Raw genomic sequence first — 23,771 nt, 5'->3', positions numbered from 1 at the left:
ATTGTCTTTCCTATAAAAAGAAAGCAAATATTGTTCCAATCCATTCCTTTCCTCTATCGATAAGAGAAGGCGGGTTTACATCGCTATAGGAAAGTACAGATGCATTATCTAGATCTTCATGGAATTTCTTTTTTACTGTTTGAATGAAATGTTTATTATATAACAGGCAGTTTATTTCATGGTTAATATATAAACTTCTCATATCAAAGTTTGCTGTTCCGATATCGCAAATATCATCGTCTACTATAATAATTTTGGCGTGAAAAAAACCTTGTTGAAATGCATAAATATTGCAACCCGCCTGTATTAATTTTCGGCAGTACGGAAATTTGGCTTCTCGAACAAGAGGGTGATCAGCTTTTTCTGGAACAAGAATTGTGATTTGAACCCCTCTTTCTCTTGCTTTTAATAAGGCATTCATAATTTTTTTTCCAGGAATGAAATATGGTGTACCGATACAGATTTCTTTTTTTGCCGCGTTAATTAAATGTAAAAAAGTATGCTGTAAATAAGCCCCATCAGTCGGAATAAATTGATGCAGGATGGTACCTGGGTTTTGTTTTGGAAAATAAAGAGAAGCATCTAATAAATTTTGTTTCGTATCATCAAACCAGTCATGCAAAAATTGCTTTTGTAAATCTTGAACCCCTTCTCCTGTAAGACGTAAATGGTAGTCTCGCCATAATCCTAAATATTCATTATGCCCTAGATACTCTTCACCGATATTAAATCCCCCGATATAGCCGGTTTTCCCATCAATCACTGTAATTTTCCTATGATTTCGTTGATTGGCAGAAAAGAAAGGCAGAGGAAATTTTACCTTATGACAAAATGAAAAAGATACACCATGTTTTTGCAGGGAGCGAATAGCTTCGTTTGATAAAGAATGGCTGCCAAATCGATCAAGTAAAAGTCGTACTTCAATTCCTTCCTGAGCCTTATCAATCAGCAATTTTAAAAATTCACGACTGATTTTATCGTTTTTTACAATGAAGAATAAAATATGAATGTGATGCTGTGCTTGTTTTATATCAGTAAATAAAGCGTCATACAAATCTTTCCCGTATGTATAAAGGTGAAAATCACTTTGACGTAAAGGGAAAGTGCGAGAGCTTACTCGTTTTAAATGAAGAAGTCTCCCGTATGAAAGGTCAATTGTAATCCAAAGAGCAACGGATATTAACAAAAGAGATAAGTAGAGCATTAGTGAATTCCCTCCTTCGCATTCTTTTCACCTTCAGTGTGTTACAAATGATACGGGTAGCACGGCTGTTATTATAAATTTCTTTAGAGGATAGATCTTGTACTGATTAAAGGTTCACTTTATCCCGCTTTAACGGGCAGTAAGCTTCCTATTTCAAAAATTGATGAATAAGCAGAAGCTAGTTTGGAAATCAACTGCCCGTAAAAGCCCGATTGGTTCAACTAATAATCAGCGGGGGATGAACCACCCCTGCTGATTAAAGTTTCACTTTATAGTTTCACCGAAATAAACAGCTTTATGAAAAAATGTGTTGTTCTATAACAAAAAACTGTTGACTGAATGCTCACTCATTATATAATGGGGATAGGGGATATAATTCAGAAAATTATATATTTTTGAAGATTCAAAAAAGAAAGAGGGCTTACAAAGAGAGGGGTAGCATAAAAATGAATAGCTTACTGATCATTAATTGGCTGGCTGCCATTGCTGTTATTGCTTATGCAGGATATTTGTTTGTATATCTTATACGGACGAGAATGGCCTACATACAATTAGGAAAAAAAATTGAATTTGACCGTCGTTTTAAAGAGCGTTGGGATCTCCTTAAGGTCAATGTTTTCGGTCAAAAAAAGCTGCTGAAAGATAAGAAAAGCGGCATCATTCACGTTATGTTCTTTTACGGATTTATTCTTGTCCAATTTGGAGCAATTGACTTCGTTTGGAAAGGACTCGCACCAGGATCACATCTTCCACTTGGACCACTATACCCTGCATTTACATTCTTCCAGGAAATTGTCACACTTGTTATTTTAATTGCAGTATTTTGGGCTTTTCATAGACGTTATGTAGAAAAGCTTGTTCGTTTAAAACGTAACTTCAAATCAGGTCTTGTTCTTATCTTTATCGGTGGCTTAATGATTTCTGTGCTACTTGGTAACGGTATGGGACTTATATGGCATGGCGAGGAGCTTTCATGGAGTGAACCAATTGCTTCTGCAATCGCTTACGTTTTTAGCGGGATAAATGAAACCGTAGCTATTTCAGTGTTCTATTTTTCTTGGTGGGTGCATTTACTAATTTTGTTAACGTTTTTAGTGTATGTTCCACAATCAAAACATGCGCATTTAATTGCAGGACCAGCTAATGTATTCTTCGGTCGTCTTTCAAACCCAGGGAAGCTTGAAAAGATTGATTTTGAAGATGAAACGCAAGAAACATTTGGTGTTGGTAAAATTGAAGACTTTAGACAAAATCAACTTATTGACTTATACGCTTGTGTAGAGTGTGGCCGTTGTACAAATATGTGTCCGGCGACAGGAACAGGAAAACTGTTATCGCCGATGGACTTAATTTTAAAACTTCGCGATCATTTAACTGATAAAGGAGCTGCGGTAACATCAAAAGCACCGTGGGTTCCAGTAGTTGCCTTCAATAATACACAAGGAAATCAGTTAGCGATGATGGCAGCTGGAAAAGGACAACAAGAATCAGCGTCTACAACGCTCGCTTACGATCCGAGTTTAATCGGAGATGTTATTACAGAAGAAGAGATTTGGGCATGTACAACGTGTCGTAACTGTGAAGATCAATGCCCAGTTATGAATGAGCATGTTGACAAAATTATTGATTTACGTCGATATCTCGTTTTAACAGAAGGAAAAATGGACGCGGAAGCACAACGCGCGATGACAAATATCGAGCGTCAAGGGAATCCGTGGGGTCTGAACCGTAAAGAGCGTGAAACATGGCGCCAAGGTGATGACGAAGTAACAGTTCCAACTGTAAAAGAAAAATCAAAAGCTGGGGAGGAATTCGAGTATTTATTCTGGGTTGGTTCAATGGGATCATACGACAATCGTAGTCAGAAGATTGCGATATCGTTTGCGAAGTTAATGAACGAAGCAGGTATTTCATTCGCAATTCTCGGTAATAAAGAAAAGAATTCTGGAGATACACCACGCCGCCTCGGAAATGAATTTGTATTCCAAGAGATGGCGACAAAGAATATCGAAGAATTTGAAAAGGCAGGAGTGAAGAAAATCGTTACGATTGATCCTCATGCTTATAACACATTTAAAAATGAGTATCCGGACTTTGGCTTGCAAGCAGAAGTCTATCATCATACAGAATTGTTAGCTCAGTGGGTGAAAGAAGGGCGCTTAAAGCCTGTTCACGCTATTGAAGAAACAGTTACGTACCATGATTCCTGTTATTTAGGAAGATACAACGAAGTGTATGAAGCGCCACGTGACATTTTGAAAGCGATTCCTGGAGTGAATCTTGTAGAAATGGCACGTAACCGTGAAACTGGAATGTGCTGTGGCGCAGGTGGTGGCTTAATGTGGATGGAAGAAACAACAGGTTCTCGTATTAACGTTGCTCGTACAGAACAAGCATTAGCTGTACAGCCATCCATTATCGGTACAGGTTGTCCATATTGCTTAACGATGATCAGTGATGGAACGAAAGCGAAAGAGGTAGAAGAGAAAGTTCAAACTCTTGATGTGACAGAGATTTTAGAACGATCTGTTATCGGACAGAAAAAAGAAGCAATGTAGTTTGTAAGAATGTATACAACTTTAGAAGGAGGTGCAATGATTGCACCTCTTCTCAACGTAGGGATACCGAGCGAGCGCTCAGTGTTAAAAAATGAAATGGGGGAAAGAAACATGAGTAAAACAGTTATTTTAAGTGCTGCAAGAACACCAGTTGGAAAATTTGGAGGATCTTTAAAGGATGTAAAAGCGACGGAACTTGGAGGAATTGCAATTAAAGCAGCACTTGAAAGAGCAAATGTTGCGGCTAGTGATGTTGAAGAAGTTATATTTGGAACGGTTATTCAAGGTGGGCAGGGACAAATTCCATCGCGCCAAGCTGCGAGGGCTGCTGGAATCCCTTGGGAAGTGCAGACGGAAACAGTGAATAAAGTTTGTGCATCAGGGCTTCGTGCGGTTACGTTAGCGGATCAGATTATTCGTACTGGCGATCAATCACTGATTGTAGCTGGCGGTATGGAGTCGATGAGTAACAGTCCTTACATTTTACGTGGAGCAAGATGGGGATACAGAATGGGCAACAACGAAGTTATTGATTTAAACGTTGCTGACGGTTTAACATGCGCATTTTCAGGTACACACATGGGCGTTTATGGCGGAGAAGTTGCAAAGGAAGATGGAATTTCTCGCGAAGCGCAAGATGAATGGGCATATCGTAGCCATCAGCGTGCGGTTTCAGCGCATAAAGAAGGGCGTTTTGAAGAGGAAATCGTGCCAGTAACGATTCCGCAAAGAAAAGGCGATCCTATTGTCGTTGCAAAGGATGAGGCGCCACGTGAAGATACAACGATTGAAAAGTTAGCAAAGTTAAAACCTGTATTTGATAAGACAGCGACGGTGACAGCTGGTAATGCGCCGGGACTAAACGATGGTGGTGCCGCACTTGTATTAATGAGCGAAGACAGAGCGAAGCAAGAAGGAAGAAAGCCATTAGCGACAATTTTGGCGCATACAGCAATTGCAGTGGAATCTAAAGATTTCCCAAGAACTCCAGGTTATGCAATTAACGCATTGCTTGAAAAAACAGGAAAGACAATTGAAGACATTGATTTATTCGAGATTAATGAAGCCTTTGCAGCGGTAGCAATTGCAAGTACAGAAATCGCAGGAATTGATCCGGAAAAATTGAATGTAAATGGCGGCGCGGTAGCGATGGGACATCCAATTGGAGCAAGCGGAGCGCGCATTATCGTTACACTAATCCATGCACTTAAGCAGCGCGGCGGTGGAATTGGAATTGCTTCGATTTGTAGCGGTGGCGGTCAAGGGGACGCAGTGATGATTGAAGTTCACTAATTAAAGTTCGAGGGTATAAAATTTATTAACAATTAAGGGGGAAGAAAAATGGGTGTACAAAACATTGTTGTAATTGGTGCAGGGCAAATGGGATCAGGAATTGCACAAGTATGTGCAATGGCAGGATATGACGTGAAGGTACAAGATTTAAAGCAAGAGCAATTAGATAGAGGATTGGCTATCATTACGAAAAACTTAGCACGCCAAGTAGAAAAAGGACGTATGAAGGAAGAAGAGAAGGAAGCCACATTAAATCGTCTTACAGTAACGCTTGATTTAGATTGTGTGAAAGAAGCGGATCTTATTATTGAAGCAGCTGTTGAGAAAATGGATATTAAAAAGAAAATCTTTGCGAAACTAGATGAAATTGCTCCAGAACACGCAATTTTAGCAACGAATACGTCATCTCTGCCAATTACAGAAATTGCAGCGGTAACGAAGCGTCCGGAAAAAGTAATCGGTATGCACTTTATGAATCCAGTTCCAGTTATGAAGCTTGTTGAGATTATTCGTGGTTTGGCTACCGATGATGCGGTATATGAAGCAATTGAAGATATTACGAAAAAAATTGGGAAAGTACCAGTTGAAGTGAATGATTTCCCAGGTTTTGTATCAAATCGTATTTTGCTACCGATGATTAACGAAGCAATTTATACGTTATATGAAGGTGTAGCGACGAAAGAAGCAATTGATGAAGTCATGAAGCTTGGTATGAACCATCCGATGGGGCCTTTGACACTCGCCGATTTTATCGGTTTAGATACGTGTTTATACATTATGGAAGTGTTGCATGAAGGATTAGGAGATAGTAAATATCGCCCATGTCCGTTATTACGTAAGTATGTGAATGCAGGATGGTTAGGGGCGTAAAACAGGTCGTGGATTCTACGTTTACGAATAAATGCCCCCTTTGTTACAACATAGTGGTCTTACCAAATTATTTAAAGGATATATAGCAAATGGAGGCGGAATATATGAACTTTCGTTTTAATGAAGATCAGCAAATGATGAGGAAAATGGTTCGGGATTTTGCACAGAAAGAAATAGCTCCCTTTGTTCCTAGTATGGAACAAGGGGTGTTCCCGAAAGATATTTTGCAAAAGATGGGTGAGCTTGGATTAATGGGTATTCCAGCGCCTGCAAAATACGGTGGGGCAGAAATGGACTTTATATCTTACATTCTAGCAATTGAGGAAATCTCAAAGGTAAGTGCAACAGTTGGTGTAATTTTAGCTGTACATACGTCAGTTGGAATGAATCCGATTTTATATTTCGGAACAGAAGAACAGAAGAAAAAATATGTTTCTAAACTTGCAACTGGGGAATATTTAGGTGCATTTGCTTTAACAGAGCCAAATGCAGGATCAGATGCAGGGAGTTTGAAATCAAGAGCTGTGAAAAAAGGTGATCATTATATTATTAATGGATCGAAAGTGTTTATTACAAATGGTGGTGAAGCAAGTACATACATTGTATTCGCTTCTACAAATCCAGAGGCAGGAAAAAGTGGTATTTCTGCATTTATAGTAGAGAAAGATACACCTGGTTTAATCATTGGAAAAGATGAACATAAGATGGGACTTCTCGGTTCTCGTACAGTACAACTTACTTTTGAAGATATGAAAGTGCCAGCTGAGAATTTACTTGGGGAAGAAGGACAAGGATTTAAGGTGGCAATGGCGAATTTAGATGTTGGGCGAATTGGAATCGGTGCGCAAGCGTTAGGAATTGCTGAAGCGGCGCTTGGCTGTGCAATTGATTATGCAAAAGAAAGAGAGCAATTCGGGAAGCCAATTGCGGCGCAGCAAGGGATTGGCTTCAAGCTTGCAGATATGGCAACAAGTGTCGAAGCAGCAAGGTTACTCGTATATAGAGCGGCATCTCTTATGGCACAGGGATTACCATGCGGTAAAGAAGCATCTATTGCGAAATTATTTGCTTCTAAGACAGCGGTTGAAGTCGCGATTGAGGCGGTGCAAGTGTTTGGTGGTTACGGATATACGAAAGACTATCCAGTAGAACGATTTTTCCGTGATGCGAAAATCACGCAAATATATGAAGGAACAAGTGAAATACAGAAACTTGTTATTAGCCGTGCTTTATAAAAGGGCGAGGGGGAGACGGAGATGCATTTTAAACTATCAGAAGAACATGAAATGATAAGAAAAATGGTTCGAGATTTTGCTAAAAATGAAGTGGCACCAACAGCAGCTGAGCGTGATGAGGAAGAGCGATTTGATCGAGAATTATTTGATCAAATGGCAGAGCTTGGTTTAACCGGTATTCCGTGGCCTGAAGAGTACGGTGGAATTGGAAGCGATTACTTAGCGTACGTAATCGCTATTGAAGAATTATCCCGCGTTTGTGCTTCAACAGGCGTAACACTGTCCGCGCATACTTCACTTGCAGGATGGCCAATTTTTAAATTTGGGACGGAAGAGCAAAAGCAAAAGTTTTTACGACCGATGGCTGAAGGAAAGAAAATTGGTGCATACGGCTTAACGGAGCCAGGATCTGGATCGGATGCTGGTGGAATGAAGACAATCGCAAAGAGAGATGGAGACCATTATATTTTAAATGGATCAAAAATTTTCATTACAAATGGCGGTATTGCTGATATTTACGTTGTTTTTGCGCTAACTGATCCTGAATCAAAGCAGCGCGGTACGAGTGCATTTATTGTAGAAAGTGATACACCGGGATTTTCAGTTGGGAAGAAGGAGAGCAAGCTAGGGATTCGCTCTTCACCAACGACTGAAATTATGTTTGAAGATTGCCGTATTCCTGTAGAGAATCTACTTGGAGAAGAGGGGCAAGGGTTTAAAGTTGCGATGCAAACATTAGATGGAGGTCGTAACGGTATTGCGGCGCAAGCTGTTGGTATTGCACAAGGGGCTTTAGATGCTTCTGTAGAATATGCAAGGGAGCGCCATCAATTTGGAAAACCAATTGCGGCGCAGCAAGGGATTGGCTTTAAACTTGCGGATATGGCAACAGATGTAGAAGCGGCACGCCTTTTAACATATCAAGCGGCTTGGCTTGAATCAGAAGGGCTTCCGTATGGAAAAGAGTCAGCGATGTCAAAAGTATTTGCAGGAGATACAGCGATGAGGGTGACGACTGAAGCGGTGCAAGTATTTGGTGGTTACGGTTATACGAAAGATTATCCAGTAGAGCGTTATATGCGAGATGCAAAAATTACACAAATATATGAAGGAACACAAGAGATTCAGAGGCTTGTAATTTCTCGTATGTTAACGAAGTAGGAACGAAAGCGTAGGTATTTTCCTACGCTTTTTCCTTCCAAAAAATAATAGAGAGAGGTGAAGGGAATGGTTAAACATAATGTACATGCATCGGTGAAAGATGAAAAATTAGTTGCGTTAAGACGTGAGCAAATGATTAAAGGTGCGGTGCAACTGTTTAAACAAAAAGGATTTCCGCGTACAACAACGAGAGAAATTGCAAAAGCGGCTGGATTTAGTATAGGGACACTTTATGAGTACATTCGTACAAAAGATGATGTTTTGTATTTAGTTTGTGATAGTATTTATGAACATGTAAAAGAAAGATTAGAGGAAGTAGTTTGTACAGAAAAAGGGAGTGTAGAAAGTTTAAAGATAGCAATAACGAATTACTTTAAAGTGATGGATGAATTACAGGAAGAAGTATTGATAATGTATCAAGAGGTACGCTTTTTACCGAAAGAATCACTTCCGTATGTATTAGAAAAGGAGTTTCAAATGGTAGGAATGTTCGAGAATATTTTAGAACAGTGTACGGAAAATGGAACATTTACATTAAATAAAAAAGAAATACAGCTTCTTGCCCATAATATTTTTATACAAGGACAGATGTGGGGATTTAGACGCTGGGCGCTGCAAAAACTGTATACGCTCGAAGAATATACAGAAATGCAAATTAGGTATGTATTGCAAGGGGCCCATATGCTTCCGAAATAAGGAACAGACAAATTATAATTTTACTACCCTATAAAAGTTTCCCGTTTTTTTTGTAGCATATTTGTGCGACTTTTGTTTATAATGAATAGTATGGATTTTTTTAAGCAGGCCGTTATATATAAGGTTATATTTGATGAAAGGAAGTGCCGCATAAGTGGATTTTAAGCAATATTCACCAGAAGAGCTAAAAGAATGTTCAATGATTGAAGTTGTACATAGCGTTTTAGGGGATAAAAAACAAGCAACGACATTCAACGAGTTGGTTCAAGAAATCGCTCAAGTGCTGGGACTATCTCAAGAGCAAGTTAATGCGAAAATCGCACAATTTTATACAGACTTAAACATCGATGGACGTTTCATTAATTTAGGAGAAAATCGTTGGGGGCTACGCAGCTGGTACCCATACGAGCAAATTGATGAAGAAATCTTGCCTCAACCAAAACCGAAGAAGAAACGTAAAGTTGAAGAAGACGGTTTTGACGACTACATTGAAGAAGATGAAGATGACTTCGACGATGCAGATGTAAATGAAGACGAAGATGATGATGTAGAAGATTTGGACAAGGTTCTTGAAGAAGAAGACGGAGATGACGACGATCTTGATGATTTAGACGAAGATGACGACGACTTCGCTGAAGAAGAACTTGAGTATGACGAAACTGAAGAAGAAGAAGAGGAAGAACTGTAGTTCTTGACTTTTCATTATCGTCCATGTAGAATCATTTTTGGGCTCTTTAAAAAAGGACGATAATACTTTTAAAGTGTAAATATAAAAGAAAATTGCTCCCTACTTATTACTTTTTGTGATGAGGGGAGCAATTTTCTTTTTTGTTTTTTGTTTAGAAAATAGAAAGAGTCTAACAATAAGATGGATACAGTGTTATCTACATACGTTGCGCTTTGCAACGGTGATTATATAACAGCAAAATAGAAGGGAGCTTTTTCATGACTAAGTATATTTTTGTAACAGGCGGTGTAGTATCGTCTTTAGGAAAAGGTATTACAGCAGCATCTCTTGGAAGACTTTTAAAAAATCGTGGTTTAAACGTAACGATTCAAAAGTTTGATCCATACATTAACGTAGACCCAGGGACTATGAGCCCATATCAACACGGTGAGGTATTCGTAACAGATGATGGCGCAGAAACTGACTTAGACCTTGGTCACTATGAGCGTTTTATCGACATTAACTTAAACAAATACAGCAACGTAACAACAGGTAAAATTTACTCTTCAGTTCTTCAAAAAGAGCGTCGCGGTGAATATTTAGGAGGAACAGTTCAAGTTATTCCTCACATTACTAACGAAATTAAAGAACGCGTATATCGTTCTGGTCGTGAAACAAATGCGGATGTTGTTATTACAGAAATCGGTGGAACTGTTGGTGACATCGAGTCTCTACCATTCTTAGAAGCAATCCGTCAAATTAAGAGCGACATCGGTCGTGACAATGTAATGTACATTCACTGTACGTTAATCCCGTACTTAAAAGCAGCGGGTGAAATGAAGACAAAACCAACACAACATAGTGTTAAAGAACTTCGTAGCTTAGGAATTCAACCAAACATTATCGTTGTTCGTACAGAAATGCCTGTTTCTCAAGATATGAAAGACAAGCTTGCATTATTCTGTGACATTGATACAAAAGCAGTTATCGAAGCTCGCGATGCAGATACTTTATATGCGGTTCCATTATCTCTTCAAGAACAAAATATGGACCAAATCGTTTGTGACCACTTAAAATTAGACAATCCAGCTGCAGATATGACAGAGTGGACTGCTCTAGTTAACAAAGTGCGTAATCTTTCTAAGAAAACAAAAATCGCTCTTGTTGGTAAATATGTAGAACTTCAAGATGCTTATATTTCTGTTGTAGAAGCACTTCGTCATGCTGGTTACTCATTCGACACAGATGTAGAAGTAAAATGGGTAAATGCTGAGCACGTAACAGCAGAAAACGTAAAAGAATTAGTTGGCGATACAGATGGTATCCTTGTACCAGGTGGCTTCGGTGATCGTGGTGTAGAAGGTAAAATCGTTGCGATTCAATATGCTCGTGAAAACAAAGTTCCATTCTTAGGAATTTGCTTAGGTATGCAACTTGCATCAATCGAATTCGCACGTAATGTATTAGGTTTAGAAGGTGCTAACTCTTCTGAAATCAACCCTGACACACCATATGCAATCATCGACTTATTACCAGAACAAAAAGATGTAGAGGACCTAGGTGGTACACTTCGTCTTGGTCTATACCCATGTAAGCTTGCTGAAGAAACAAATGCTTACAATGCTTATAATGAGCCGGTTGTATATGAACGTCATCGTCATCGTTATGAGTTCAACAACCAGTTCCGTCCGGATATGGAAAAAGAAGGATTTGTATTCTCTGGTACAAGCCCAGACGGTCGTCTAGTTGAAATCATTGAATTAAAAGATCATCCTTGGTTCGTGGCAGCACAGTTCCACCCAGAACTTGTTTCTCGTCCAAACCGTCCACAACCATTGTTCCATGACTTCGTAAGAGCTTCTATTACGAATAAAGAGAGCAAGTAATAAAAAAAGCGCCTGAAATAAGGCGCTTTTTTTAATATTCATTTAACATTTCATCGATTGTAAATTTAATCCCGTGATAAGCAAATAAGGCTACTATTAAACTTGGGAATCCGTAGCGATTACCTTCATCGTCTGGAATAAGACCTTTTAACAGTTTTGTATCAATATGTACGTCTGTATATCGTTCGAGTGATTCCGTACCTTCTTGAAGAGCAGAAATGCCGACAATAGAGTGTCCCTCTTCTTGTAGTTTTTTTGCAATTTCTACAACCGCTTCATCTGTTGAAAAACGGCTAATAAGAAGTACACGATCCGCAGAGGTTACTTCTGCTTCTTTACCATTTTCAAATAAGCGTTTTGCTTGCTTCATTGGTTCAGCACCGAATAGTGCCTCGGCAACAACGCCCTCCATTTCATTTGTACCATGTAAATAAATGAAACCATCGCCAACTAGTGCTTGAGCAAGTAAACGAGCGCTATCTTCTATATTCATTTCTTCTTTTTGAGAAACTCTGGAGAAATAACCACTTAATTGAGTTGAAAAAATTTTTAACATAATGTTACTCCCTTCGTACGTGTTTGCCGGCTTTCATTATAATTTATTTTTTTAGAAAGGTGAAATCGTAGGGTAGCATAACAAAATAGGAAACGGTAAAATAAGAAAGAATAGGAAGGAATTTGCCAAAGAATAGCGAAATTAAATCGTTAAGATATAAGAAGCTTTAAATCTTGTACTTACACAGAAAGGTTGGGAATTATGGAAGGTAAAATTTTAATCGTTGATGATCAATATGGGATTCGTGTGTTATTACATGAAGTGTTCCAAAAAGAAGGTTATCAGACATTCCAAGCAGCGAATGGATTTCAAGCTTTAGATATCGTGAAAAAAGATAATCCAGATTTAGTAGTGTTAGATATGAAAATTCCAGGCATGGATGGTATAGAGATTTTAAAGCATGTAAAAGAAATTGATGAGAGTATTAAAGTAATTTTAATGACTGCTTATGGAGAGCTTGATATGATCCAAGAAGCAAAAGATTTAGGAGCTTTAATGCATTTTGCTAAACCATTTGATATTGATGAAATTCGTCAAGCTGTGAGAAATGAGCTCGCTGTAGAGGCATAAAAATGAATTTTTTATAAAAAATATGGAAAAAAGCGTTTACATGGACTATTGTGCAGGTGAATACGGTTGAGTTTTTGAGTACAAGTTGTTATCCTATTGAGTGTAGAAAAAAGTCCGGTATGTAGATATACATATTTTACCTTATTCTGGTCATACTACCAGCGATAAGAACTTATCGGATACAAAAAACGTTTTTTAGGAGGATTCACCATGCCTTTAGTTTCTATGAAAGAAATGCTAAACAAAGCACTAGAAGGAAAATACGCAGTTGGTCAATTCAACATGAACAACTTAGAGTGGACTCAAGCTATCTTAGCTGCTGCGGAAGAAGAAAAATCTCCTGTAATCCTAGGTGTATCTGAGGGTGCAGCTCGTCATATGACTGGTTTCAAAACAGTTGTAGCTATGGTTAAAGCTTTAATCGAAGAAATGAACATCACTGTTCCTGTAGCGATTCACCTTGACCATGGTTCAAGCTTCGAAAAATGTAAAGAAGCAATTGATGCAGGTTTCACATCTGTAATGATCGACGCTTCTCACCACCCATTCGAAGAAAACGTTGAAACTACTAAACAAGTAGTAGAATACGCACACGCTCGTAACGTATCTGTTGAAGCTGAGCTTGGAACAGTTGGCGGACAAGAAGACGACGTAATCGCTGAAGGCGTAATTTACGCTGACCCAGCAGAGTGTAAGCACCTTGTTGAAGCAACAGGTATCGATTGCCTAGCTCCAGCTTTAGGTTCTGTACACGGTCCTTACAAAGGTGAGCCTAACTTAGGATTCGCTGAAATGGAACAAGTTCGTGACTTCACTGGCGTACCTTTAGTATTACATGGTGGTACTGGTATCCCAACTGCTGATATCGAAAAAGCTATCTCTTTAGGTACTTCAAAAATCAACGTAAACACTGAGAACCAAATCGAGTTTACAAAAGCTGTTCGTGAAGTATTAAACAAAGACCAAGAAGTTTACGATCCTCGTAAATTTATCGGACCTGGCCGCGACGCTATCAAAGCAACTGTTATTGGTAAAATTCGCGAATTCGGTTCTAACGGTAAAGCGTAAGAATAAAATTCCGTTTTGGAAACCGTCTAGTCTTTTAGACGGTTTCCTTTCGTTGTATAATGAAAGCGTGAACAAGTCTAAAGATTTTATCATTTTTGGTTTTTAAATAGAAAATAATGTGCATAGTCCTATTAATAAATGTGATAACGTATCTAAATTGATAAAGTGAATTCGATGAATAGTTGATCTTTATCTATTCGTGCTACAGGAGAAATGAAGATAATGGTTTCCTATTTATTGAGTTTTGGGATGGAAAGAGTAATTGAGATTCTTAAGGGGAGCTTTCTATAAAAAGATAGAAAGTAAATACATTCACAAGAAGGGAGCTCAATATGGAAAAATTGCTAATTGAAGGCGGAAGAGCTTTAAATGGAACAATTCGAGTAAGTGGTGCAAAGAACAGTGCCGTTGCATTAATTCCAACGACAATTTTAGCAGATACTCCAGTAACTATTGGTGGTGTCCCTAATATTTCGGACGTGAAAATGTTAGGAGACTTACTAGAGGAAATTGGAGGGAAAGTAACTTATGGACAGGAGGAAGAGATGGTAGTCGATCCTTCTAACATGGTTGCAATGCCTTTGCCAAATGGAAAAGTGAAAAAATTGCGCGCTTCTTATTATTTAATGGGTGCAATGCTTGGCCGTTTTAAAAAAGCTGTTATTGGGCTTCCGGGTGGATGTCATTTAGGACCGAGGCCGATTGATCAGCATATTAAAGGGTTTGAAGCGCTAGGTGCACATGTTACGAATGAACAAGGTGCCATCTATTTAAGAGCAGATGAGCTACGCGGGGCACGTATTTATTTAGATGTTGTTAGTGTAGGAGCTACGATTAATATTATGCTAGCAGCTGTACGAGCGAAAGGTAGAACTGTTATTGAAAATGCAGCGAAAGAGCCTGAGATCATTGATGTAGCTACATTGTTAACAAGCATGGGAGCACGTATTAAAGGTGCTGGTACTGACGTAATCCGAATAGATGGTGTTGACTCTTTACATGGTTGTCACCATACTATCATCCCAGATCGTATTGAAGCTGGTACGTATATGATTCTAGGAGCTGCATCAGGAGGAGAAGTAACGGTTGATAACGTTATTCCTCAGCATTTAGAATCAGTTACTGCAAAGCTAAGAGAAGCTGGTGTTCAAGTTGAAACGAACGATGATCAAATTACGGTGAACGGTAATAGAAAGTTAAAAGTAGTTGATATCAAAACGCTTGTATATCCAGGTTTTCCAACGGATTTACAACAGCCGTTTACGACGCTTTTAACAAAGGCACACGGGACGGGAGTTGTAACAGATACAATTTACGGTGCCCGTTTCAAACACATTGATGAATTACGTCGTATGAATGCTCAAATTAAAGTAGAGGGTCGTTCGGCAATTGTAACTGGTCCTGTGTTACTGCAAGGTGCAAAAGTGAAGGCGAGTGATTTACGAGCAGGAGCGGCACTTGTTATTGCAGGGTTAATGGCAGATGGAATTACAGAAGTAACAGGACTTGAGCATATTGATCGAGGTTATGAGAATATAGTGGACAAGCTTAAAGGGCTTGGTGCAAACATTTGGCGAGAACAAATGACAAAGCAAGAAATTGAAGAAATGAAGAACGCATAAGTGATACTTCCGCAAGGGGGAAGCGAAGCATCACTACTTGCGGAAGTACACTTTATAGAAAAACACGGTTCACAAAATACGGCAGAAATATAAAGGCTTAAAGGAGAGGGATTATCGTGGAAAGAAGTTTATCTATGGAGTTAGTACGTGTAACAGAGGCTGCAGCTTTATCATCAGCGCGTTGGATGGGGCGCGGGAAAAAGGATGAGGCAGACGGTGCAGCAACATCAGCTATGCGTGATGTATTTGATACAATTCCGATGAAAGGTACAGTTGTAATTGGTGAAGGTGAGATGGATGAAGCACCAATGCTATATATCGGAGAGAAATTAGGTACAGGATATGGACCACGTGTAGACGTTGCGGTTGATCCTTTAGAAGGGACAAACATCGTAGCAGCCGGTGGCTGGAATGCTCTTGCTGTCATTGCAATTGCAGACCACGGTAATTTGTTACATGCCCCTGACATGTACATGAATAAAATCGCGGTTGGCCCAGAAGCAGTTGGGGCGGTCGACATTGATGCGCCTATTATTGATAACTTACGTGCAGTTGCGAAAGCGAAAAATAAAGATATTGAAGATGTTGTAGCGACAGTTTTAAATCGTCCACGTCATCAAGAAATTATCGAAGAAATTCGTAAAGCTGGTGCGCGCATTAAATTGATTAATGATGGAGATGTAGCTGGAGCGATTAATACAGCGTTTGATCGTACAGGTGTAGATATTTTATTTGGATCTGGTGGAGCACCTGAAGGTGTATTAGCAGCAGTTGCTTTAAAATGTTTAGGTGGAGAAATTCACGGAAAACTATTGCCACAAAACGAAGCTGAATTAGCACGTTGTAAAAAAATGGGCATAGAAGACATTAATCGTATCCTTCGCATGGAGGACTTAGTAAAAGGTGACGATGCAATCTTTGCAGCAACAGGCGTAACAGATGGAGAACTATTACGTGGTGTTCAATTTAAAGGTAGCGTAGGAACAACGCAATCCCTTGTTATGCGCGCAAAATCAGGCACAGTTCGCTTCGTAGATGGTCGTCATAGCTTAAATAAAAAACCGAACTTGGTTATTAAATAAAAAGCGTAAGCAGCTCGTTCAGAATGGGAGGGGGATGGAGCTTCTGACGTAGAGGCGCTTTTTGCCTCGCAGGAAGAAGTGAAGCCACTGACCATTCTAGCTGCTGAAGCTAGATTAAATAAAAAGCGTAAGCAGCTCCTTCAGAAAGGTTAAAATGGTCGATCTTTCTAACTATCGGAGCTGGAACTAAATTAAATAAGAAGCGAAGACAAATTTTCTTGTCTTCGCTTCTTGTATTTGTGTTCCAACGTATTGATTAAAACTAGATAAAAGGGTTACAATAGTGAATATTACCCTACTTGAACTTATTGCCTTTCATTATTAATTATTTGCCTTCCGTATTTTTTCCCTTTACCCATGAAAAAAGAGAATAACGTTAAAGTGTGGTGTCTGAATGAATTTGTCAATTGCAGCATTAGAAAACATGAAATTAAAAGAGTTATACGAGCTTGCGAAAGAATTTAAGATTTCGTATTATAGCAAGTTAACGAAAAAAGAGCTGATTTTTTCTATTTTGAAAGCTCGAGCAGAAAAAGAAGGTTTCTTTTTCATGGAAGGCGTATTAGAAATTATTCAATCAGAAGGATTTGGATTCCTACGTCCTATCAACTATTCTCCAAGCTCAGAAGATATTTATATCTCAGCTTCGCAAATTCGTCGTTTCGATTTACGTAATGGAGATAAGGTTTCTGGTAAAGTACGACCTCCGAAAGAAAATGAACGCTATTTTGGGTTATTACAAGTTGAAGCTGTAAACGGAGATGATCCAGATTCAGCAAAAGAGCGTGTGCATTTCCCTGCATTAACACCATTATACCCAGATCGCCAAATGAAATTGGAAACGGAACCGAAAAAGTTACCGACACGCATCATGGATTTAATCGCACCAGTTGGATTTGGACAACGTGGTTTAATTGTTGCGCCTCCAAAGGCTGGTAAAACAAGTCTATTAAAAGAAATCGCGCACAGTGTTACAACAAATCATCCGGAAGCAGAACTAATTGTACTTTTAATTGATGAGCGTCCAGAGGAAGTAACAGACATTGAACGTTCTGTTAAAGGAGATGTTGTAAGTTCTACTTTTGATGAAGTACCAGAAAATCATATTAAAGTAGCTGAGCTTGTGTTAGAACGTGCGATGCGTCTTGTAGAGCACAAGAAAGATGTTATCATTTTAATGGATAGTATTACCCGTTTAGCTCGAGCTTACAACCTCGTTATTCCACCAAGTGGTAGAACATTATCAGGTGGTATCGATCCAGCTGCCTTCCATAGACCGAAGCGTTTCTTTGGAGCTGCACGTAATATTGAAGAAGGCGGTAGCTTAACAATTTTAGCAACAGCCCTTGTTGATACAGGATCACGTATGGACGATGTTATTTACGAGGAATTTAAAGGAACTGGAAATATGGAACTTCACTTAGATCGTTCATTAGCTGAACGTCGTATCTTCCCAGCGATTGATATTCGTCGTTCTGGTACACGTAAAGAAGATCTATTAATTCCAAAAGAACATTTAGACAAGTTATGGGGCATTCGTAAGACAATGCGTGATACACCAGACTTTGTTGAAAGTTTCTTACGTAAGCTTCGTCAAACGAAGACAAATGAAGAGTTTTTACAAAACATTGTTGCAGACTCGAAAAGGTATGTAACAACTAAGTAAAGGGAAAAAATCAAGACTCGCTTATTTTATAGTAAGCGAGTTTTTTATGCTGTTTAGGTGATATTAAAGAGAGAAATAAGTGAAAGAACCTGAGCTAGTCAGAGCTGGATGAGCTCCCTCCAGCGGCTAAAATCTCCGGTTATTTCGCTCTCTCGCTCGAAGTAAAAAGCGCTTCAAGGTCGAGAGTTCGAAGTGTCCTGGATTCTTAAGTAATATCCAGTTCTGGTGGCTAGCTCTTCGCATCTAAGAACCTTCCGCCCGAAAGGTAAAAAGCACCTTTAGGGTGAAAGAGCCTTAACTGGTCAGAGCTGAGCGAGCCACCTCCACTTTTAAGATAATATCCAGCTCCAGCGGCTAGAATGGTCGGTGGCTTCGCGTCTTCCTACAAGGTAAAAAGCACCTCTAAGTCAGAAGCTCCATCCCCCTCCCATTCTGAACGAGCCGCTTCTGCTTTTAAATTGTATCTAGTTCCGACGGCTAGCTCTTCGTGTCTAAGAACCTCCCGCACTAAAGGTAAAAAGCACCTTTTGTGCGAGAGAACCTTAGCCAGTCAGAGCTAAACGAGCCGTCTCCACTTTTAATTTCAAAAGACAAAAACAGGTAGTTGCAAAATGAAGTTAGCCTTGTTATAATTTCATCATATGTGTTTCATCAATATAGTTGTGTATGCAGCTGAAGATGAAAAACTCTGTTTCGAAAATGATTCAGGGCGGAAGGAGATGAAAAGAATGAAAGCAGGAATTCACCCAGATTACAAGAAAGTTGTATTCATGGACACAAACACAGGCTTCAAATTCTTAAGCGGATCTACTAAAGGATCTAACGAAACTGTTGAGTGGGAAGATGGTAACACTTATCCATTACTAAAAGTTGAGATCAGTTCTGATTCTCACCCATTCTACACTGGACGTCAGAAGTTTGCTACTGCAGACGGACGCGTTGACCGCTTCAATAAGAAATACGGTCTTAAGTAATAAAAACATAAAACAGGCAAGTGTATGTATTCGCTTGTCTGTTTTTTTTGCGAAAATATTATACCTTTACCCTACTTTTAACTGAAAAGTAGATGAAAGGAGAGCTTCATGTACTTAATAAATCAAAATGGCTGGATTGAAGTGATTTGCGGTAGTATGTTTTCTGGCAAGTCAGAAGAGCTAATCCGCCGTGTGCGCCGTACGCAATTTGCAAAACAACATGCAATTGTATTTAAACCATGTATTGATAATCGATATAGTGAAGAAGATGTTGTATCACATAACGGATTAAAGGTAAAAGCAGTTCCTGTTTCAGCTTCAAAGGATATATTTGAACATATTACAGAAGAGCTGGATGTTATTGCAATCGATGAGGTGCAATTTTTTGATGGGGACATTGTGGAAGTGGTGCAAGTATTGGCAAATCGTGGCTATCGTGTCATTGTAGCTGGTTTAGACCAAGATTTCCGTGGTCTACCATTTGGACAAGTTCCTCAGCTGATGGCGATTGCTGAACATGTGACAAAACTACAAGCAGTATGTTCTGTATGTGGATCTCCAGCAAGTCGTACACAACGATTAATTGATGGAGAACCAGCGGCATTTGATGATCCAATTATTTTAGTTGGAGCTTCAGAATCGTATGAACCACGTTGTCGTCATTGTCATGCAGTACCTGCAAACAAAGATAAGTAAAACTCGCTGCGCAAGGCGGGTTTTTTTCAAAATAGAGAGTGTGAGTGGTGTGATCCGCTGCTTTTAGATATTATCTAGCTCCGCCTCCTAGGTCCTTGCGTTTAAGAACCTCCCGCACGAGAAGACAAAAAACGTCTTCTGTGCGAGAGAACCTTAGCTGGTCAGAGCTGAAAGAGCCACTGCCACTTTTAAATATATTATCTAGCTCCAGCGGCTAGAATCTCCGGCCATTTCGCTCTCTCGCTCGAAGCAAAAAGCGCTTCAAGGTCGAGAGCTCCAATGGCCTGCGATTCTGAGCGAGCCGCTTACGCTTTTCAATATATCTAGTTCTGGTGGCTAGCTCTTCGCATCTAAGAACCTTCCGCCCGAAAGGTAAAAAGCACCTTTAGGTCGAAAGAACCTTAGCTGGTCAGAGCTGAACAAGCCACCACCACTTTTAAATATAATTTGCGTTTTTTTGAGTAAGTACCATATACTATTTGTATTAGATACTAGGATGTAGAGGTGAATGATGTGTTAGATCGTTTGCAAGCTGTAGAAAATCGTTATGAGAAGTTAAATGAATTGTTAAGTGATCCAGCGATTATTAGTGATTCAAATAAGCTTCGTGAATATTCAAAGGAACAGTCTGATATACAGGAAACGGTAGAGGTGTATCGTGAGTATAAGGATGTTCGTGAGCAATTAAAAGATGCGAAAGCAATGTTAGAAGATAAGTTAGACGCAGAAATGCGTGAAATGGTAAAAGAAGAAGTTTCTGAGTTAGAATCACAAGATAAAACATTATCAGAGCGTCTGAAAATTTTACTTGTTCCAAAAGACCCTAATGATGATAAGAACGTTATCGTTGAGGTTCGTGGAGCTGCTGGTGGAGACGAGGCAGCTTTATTTGCTGGTGACTTATACCGTATGTATAGCCGTTACGCTGAGGTACAGGGCTGGAAAACGGAGATTATTGAGGCTAGCTATACAGAGTTAGGTGGATATAAAGAGATTATCTTTATGATTAATGGTAAAGGTGCTTTCGCGAAGCTGAAATTCGAGAATGGTGCTCACCGTGTACAACGTGTTCCTGAAACGGAATCTGGTGGACGTATTCATACATCTACAGCAACTGTAGCTGTATTACCAGAGGCAGAAGAAGTAGAAATTGATATTCATGAGAAAGATGTTCGTGTTGATACATTCGCTTCTAGTGGACCTGGTGGACAGAGCGTTAATACAACGATGTCAGCGGTGCGTTTAACGCATTTACCGACTGGTGTAGTTGTATCTTGTCAGGATGAGAAATCACAGATCAAGAATAAAGAAAAAGCGATGAAAGTATTACGCGCACGTGTTTATGATAAGTTTAGACAAGAAGCGCAAGCTGAGTATGATCAAAACCGTAAACAAGCTGTTGGTACGGGAGATCGTTCAGAGCGTATTCGTACGTATAACTTCCCGCAAAACCGTGTTACAGACCATCGAATCGGTTTAACGATTCAAAAGCTAGATCAAATCTTACAAGGTAAGTTAGATGATTTCATCAATGCCTTAGTGATGGAAGATCAGGCTCAAAAGATGGAGGCAGCTGAGTAATGCGTGTCTATGAAGCCCTGAAATGGGCTTCTTCTTTTTTACAGGAAAATGGACGAGATGAAAATGCGGGAGAAATTGTCCTTTGTCATGTATTAAAGGTGAACAGAACAGGATTACTTATGAATATGCGTGAAGAAATAACTGAGGAACAAGAGAAAAGCTTTACGGAGTTTATCCATAAGCATGTAGAAGGTATTCCTATTCAATATATGATTGGTTATGAAATATTTTATGGACGGTCTTTCTTTGTGAATGAAGAAGTATTAATACCAAGGCCGGAAACAGAAGAGCTTATAGTGGGAGTATTAGAAAGAATCGAGCGCCATTTTGGTGATGAGAAACTACATGTAGCAGATATAGGTACAGGTAGTGGAGCGATTTCTATTACGCTTGCTTTAGAAAATAAAAATCTTCATGTGTATACAGTAGATATTGCACAAGAGTCGATTGAAGTTGCAAAAGAAAATGCAAAAGCTTTAGGTGCAGAAGTAACGTTCTATCACGGTGATTTATTGTCACCATTTCATAAAACGGGTCAAAAGCTAGATGTTGTTGTTTCAAATCCTCCATATATACCGGAAGAGGATTGGCGTGGTCTTTCTCCTGTTGTGAAAGAGCATGAGCCGAAGAGAGCACTTGTTGGTGGTGAAGACGGATTAGATTTCTATCGCCGTTTTATGGAAGAATTGCCGAATGTGTTGCAGAAGAAAGCGATTGTGGCGTTTGAAATTGGAGTAGGACAAGGTGAGGATGTAAAAAGATTGTTACAACAAGCTTTTCCACATGCTCATGTTGAGGTTGTTTTCGATATTAACGGAAAAGATCGTATGGTATTTGCAGAGATGGAGTAAGGTTCACACCTTACTCTATTTTTTTGTGGGAAAATTCATATAGATTTTGAATTTAATAGTTTAGAAAGATGAAAGTCTGTCCACACTGTTTGTAGAAGGGACGGTGGAGGAAATGAAAAAACAAGTTATTGCTTATCTTCTTATACTATTAATTGGTGCACAGTTACTTGTGCAGTTTGGATATATGAAAGCTGATGCGAAAGGGCCTTCAGTTATTCCGAAAGAGGCCGTTCGATTACGAATTTTAGCAAATAGTGATTCAGATAAAGACCAGGCATTGAAGCGTAAAGTGCGTGATGAAGTAAAAGCACAAATTGATGGATGGGTAGCGGATTTAACTTCATTTGAAGAGGCACGCAAAGTAATTCAAAGTCATATTCCAGAAATCGAGAAAACGGTGGAAAATACGTTAAAAAGAGAGGGAAGTAAAGAATCATTTCAAGTGAAATTTAGTAAGAATGTAAAGTTTCCTACAAAGGTATATGGGAATTTTATTTATCCGGCAGGGGAATATGAAGCAGTCTTAATTACAATTGGGGAAGGTGAAGGGGCGAACTGGTGGTGTGTATTATTTCCACCGATGTGTTTCTTAGATTTTTCGAGCGGGACAGCTGTAAGAAAAGAAGAGCACGTTGTGAAGGCGGAATCTCCTGAAGAGGAGCAAGTAAAACAAATAGATAATGAAGAAGTAGTAAATGTAGAAGAGAAAAAAGAGGATGAGGTAAAAGAAACGAAAGTTGTAAAGCGGGAAGCAGTAAAAAAAGTAACAGCTTCTGAAAAGAAAGTAGTGAAAAATGAAACAAAAGTCGAAGAGCAGCCTGTAAGTAAAGAAGAAACAAAAAATGTGGAAAAAGTGGAGAAATCTGTGGAGAAAAAACAAGAACAGCAAAATGAGTATGTAAAAGTAGAAGAGGAAGAAGAAAAGCCAGAAGTTAAATTGTTTATTGTAGAAGCTTTTACATCTTTATTCTCTAAATAGTACTATTAATAAATCCCTCCTCATATATAAAAATGAGGAGGGATTTATTATGAAGAAAGTGTATTTTGCTACGAAAGCAGATGTGGAAAGATTACATTCTTTTTTCGGACAAGCTAATAAAAAAGATGATAAAATAAATGAGTTGTACGCACAATTTATGATTTTGGAAGAGGCGGAAGAAATACGAGCTGTAATTGGTTATGAACAAAGTGGGGAAGATGTACTTATTCGTTCTTGTTTATTCACACCTCATGTGGATAAACAGACTTTCTTATATTTTTTTGAAATGTTTTTGCAGTATATGAAAGAAAAAAGTGTTCAACAATTGTACTTACTAACAAATCATCCACAATCTGTACCGATCTTTCAGTTCTTTGACTTTTTTACTATAGAAAAGGATGAGGTTCCAGAGGGAATTCAACAGCTAGAACATTTTTGTAAAAATATAAAAGAGCAGAATGCAATAATACTAAATTGTCAGCTATTCACAAAGTTATCCACGGATTAATTAGGTTTATCCACATTTTGTGGATAAACCTTGTTTGTCTTTTGGATA

Annotated in this window: 20 protein-coding genes and 1 pseudogene; 19 read left to right on the top strand and 2 right to left on the bottom strand. The window is 39.0% G+C overall.

The annotated features are described in order from the left end of the window. Window positions 1-10: 10 nt before the first annotated feature. Window positions 11-1,204, bottom strand: coding sequence for a cardiolipin synthase (gene cls / locus BC_RS26665; protein ID WP_000966421.1), 1,194 nt, complete (start codon window positions 1,202-1,204; stop codon window positions 11-13). A gap of 446 nt (window positions 1,205-1,650) precedes the next feature. Between cls and BC_RS26660 the strand changes: the two genes are divergently transcribed. From BC_RS26660 to pyrG, 8 genes and pseudogenes are all read left to right on the top strand, one after another. Next, complete coding sequence (locus tag BC_RS26660; RefSeq protein WP_001086770.1) at window positions 1,651-3,762, top strand: heterodisulfide reductase-related iron-sulfur binding cluster; 2,112 nt, start codon at window positions 1,651-1,653, stop codon at window positions 3,760-3,762. 9 nt (window positions 3,763-3,771) lie between these two features. After that, window positions 3,772-5,055, top strand: a complete 1,284-nt coding sequence (locus tag BC_RS26655; protein WP_002195957.1) for an acetyl-CoA C-acetyltransferase — start codon at window positions 3,772-3,774, stop codon at window positions 5,053-5,055. 48 nt (window positions 5,056-5,103) lie between these two features. Next, window positions 5,104-5,956: pseudogene (locus BC_RS26650) on the top strand (3-hydroxybutyryl-CoA dehydrogenase). Between the two features lie 73 nt (window positions 5,957-6,029). After that, on the top strand, window positions 6,030-7,160 hold the full coding sequence (locus BC_RS26645; RefSeq protein ID WP_001011162.1) for an acyl-CoA dehydrogenase: 1,131 nt from the start codon (window positions 6,030-6,032) through the stop codon (window positions 7,158-7,160). Window positions 7,161-7,181: 21 nt separating this feature from the next. Then, window positions 7,182-8,321, top strand: a complete 1,140-nt coding sequence (acdA, locus tag BC_RS26640; protein WP_000545544.1) for an acyl-CoA dehydrogenase AcdA — start codon at window positions 7,182-7,184, stop codon at window positions 8,319-8,321. Window positions 8,322-8,387: 66 nt separating this feature from the next. After that, a complete protein-coding gene (locus tag BC_RS26635) occupies window positions 8,388-9,017 on the top strand; it encodes a TetR/AcrR family transcriptional regulator (protein ID WP_000238605.1) in 630 nt (209 codons plus the stop codon). A gap of 154 nt (window positions 9,018-9,171) precedes the next feature. Further along, window positions 9,172-9,705, top strand: a complete 534-nt coding sequence (rpoE, locus tag BC_RS26630) for a DNA-directed RNA polymerase subunit delta (protein WP_000346278.1) — start codon at window positions 9,172-9,174, stop codon at window positions 9,703-9,705. A 257-nt stretch (window positions 9,706-9,962) separates the two neighbouring features. After that, on the top strand, window positions 9,963-11,570 hold the full coding sequence (gene pyrG / locus BC_RS26625) for a CTP synthase (RefSeq protein WP_000170460.1): 1,608 nt from the start codon (window positions 9,963-9,965) through the stop codon (window positions 11,568-11,570). Window positions 11,571-11,601: 31 nt separating this feature from the next. Here the strand turns inward: pyrG and BC_RS26620 are convergent, their stop codons facing one another. Further along, window positions 11,602-12,126, bottom strand: a complete 525-nt coding sequence (locus BC_RS26620) for a DUF2529 domain-containing protein (RefSeq protein WP_000912402.1) — start codon at window positions 12,124-12,126, stop codon at window positions 11,602-11,604. Window positions 12,127-12,327: 201 nt separating this feature from the next. Between BC_RS26620 and spo0F the strand changes: the two genes are divergently transcribed. The 11 genes from spo0F to BC_RS26565 all read left to right on the top strand — a co-directional run bounded on the left by spo0F (window position 12,328) and on the right by BC_RS26565 (window position 23,723). Further along, the gene (spo0F, locus tag BC_RS26615) at window positions 12,328-12,696 is read left to right on the top strand and encodes a sporulation initiation phosphotransferase Spo0F (RefSeq protein WP_000398594.1); all 369 of its coding nucleotides are present in this window, start codon (window positions 12,328-12,330) and stop codon (window positions 12,694-12,696) included. 210 nt (window positions 12,697-12,906) lie between these two features. After that, window positions 12,907-13,764: a class II fructose-bisphosphate aldolase gene (locus BC_RS26610; protein ID WP_001131855.1), complete on the top strand. Its 858-nt coding sequence runs from the start codon at window positions 12,907-12,909 to the stop codon at window positions 13,762-13,764. A 332-nt stretch (window positions 13,765-14,096) separates the two neighbouring features. Continuing rightward, window positions 14,097-15,386: a UDP-N-acetylglucosamine 1-carboxyvinyltransferase gene (gene murA / locus BC_RS26605; protein ID WP_000413268.1), complete on the top strand. Its 1,290-nt coding sequence runs from the start codon at window positions 14,097-14,099 to the stop codon at window positions 15,384-15,386. Between the two features lie 116 nt (window positions 15,387-15,502). Then, the gene (glpX, locus tag BC_RS26600; protein WP_000442341.1) at window positions 15,503-16,468 is read left to right on the top strand and encodes a class II fructose-bisphosphatase; all 966 of its coding nucleotides are present in this window, start codon (window positions 15,503-15,505) and stop codon (window positions 16,466-16,468) included. A 394-nt stretch (window positions 16,469-16,862) separates the two neighbouring features. Continuing rightward, complete coding sequence (gene rho, locus BC_RS26595) at window positions 16,863-18,134, top strand: transcription termination factor Rho (RefSeq protein ID WP_001053903.1); 1,272 nt, start codon at window positions 16,863-16,865, stop codon at window positions 18,132-18,134. A gap of 728 nt (window positions 18,135-18,862) precedes the next feature. Further along, a complete protein-coding gene (locus tag BC_RS26590) occupies window positions 18,863-19,108 on the top strand; it encodes a type B 50S ribosomal protein L31 (RefSeq protein ID WP_000643433.1) in 246 nt (81 codons plus the stop codon). Between the two features lie 108 nt (window positions 19,109-19,216). Next, on the top strand, window positions 19,217-19,804 hold the full coding sequence (locus BC_RS26585) for a thymidine kinase (RefSeq protein ID WP_000280859.1): 588 nt from the start codon (window positions 19,217-19,219) through the stop codon (window positions 19,802-19,804). A gap of 513 nt (window positions 19,805-20,317) precedes the next feature. Further along, on the top strand, window positions 20,318-21,385 hold the full coding sequence (gene prfA, locus BC_RS26580) for a peptide chain release factor 1 (protein WP_000887064.1): 1,068 nt from the start codon (window positions 20,318-20,320) through the stop codon (window positions 21,383-21,385). Beyond that, a complete protein-coding gene (gene prmC, locus BC_RS26575; protein ID WP_001267061.1) occupies window positions 21,385-22,236 on the top strand; it encodes a peptide chain release factor N(5)-glutamine methyltransferase in 852 nt (283 codons plus the stop codon). The genes prfA and prmC overlap by 1 nt, the downstream gene beginning before the upstream one ends. A 112-nt stretch (window positions 22,237-22,348) precedes the next feature. After that, window positions 22,349-23,215, top strand: coding sequence for a stage II sporulation protein R (gene spoIIR / locus BC_RS26570; RefSeq protein WP_000745065.1), 867 nt, complete (start codon window positions 22,349-22,351; stop codon window positions 23,213-23,215). Window positions 23,216-23,264: 49 nt separating this feature from the next. Then, window positions 23,265-23,723 carry a mechanosensitive ion channel protein gene (locus tag BC_RS26565; protein ID WP_000758437.1) on the top strand — a complete coding sequence of 153 codons (459 nt, stop codon included), beginning with the start codon at window positions 23,265-23,267 and terminating at the stop codon, window positions 23,721-23,723. Window positions 23,724-23,771 lie beyond the last annotated feature (48 nt).

Origin of the sequence: Bacillus cereus ATCC 14579 (assembly GCF_000007825.1) — a bacterium.
In the GTDB taxonomy this organism is placed as follows: domain Bacteria; phylum Bacillota; class Bacilli; order Bacillales; family Bacillaceae_G; genus Bacillus_A; species Bacillus_A cereus.
Note: the sequence above shows the minus strand (reverse complement) of the source record. Positions and strands in the feature narration are given on the sequence as shown.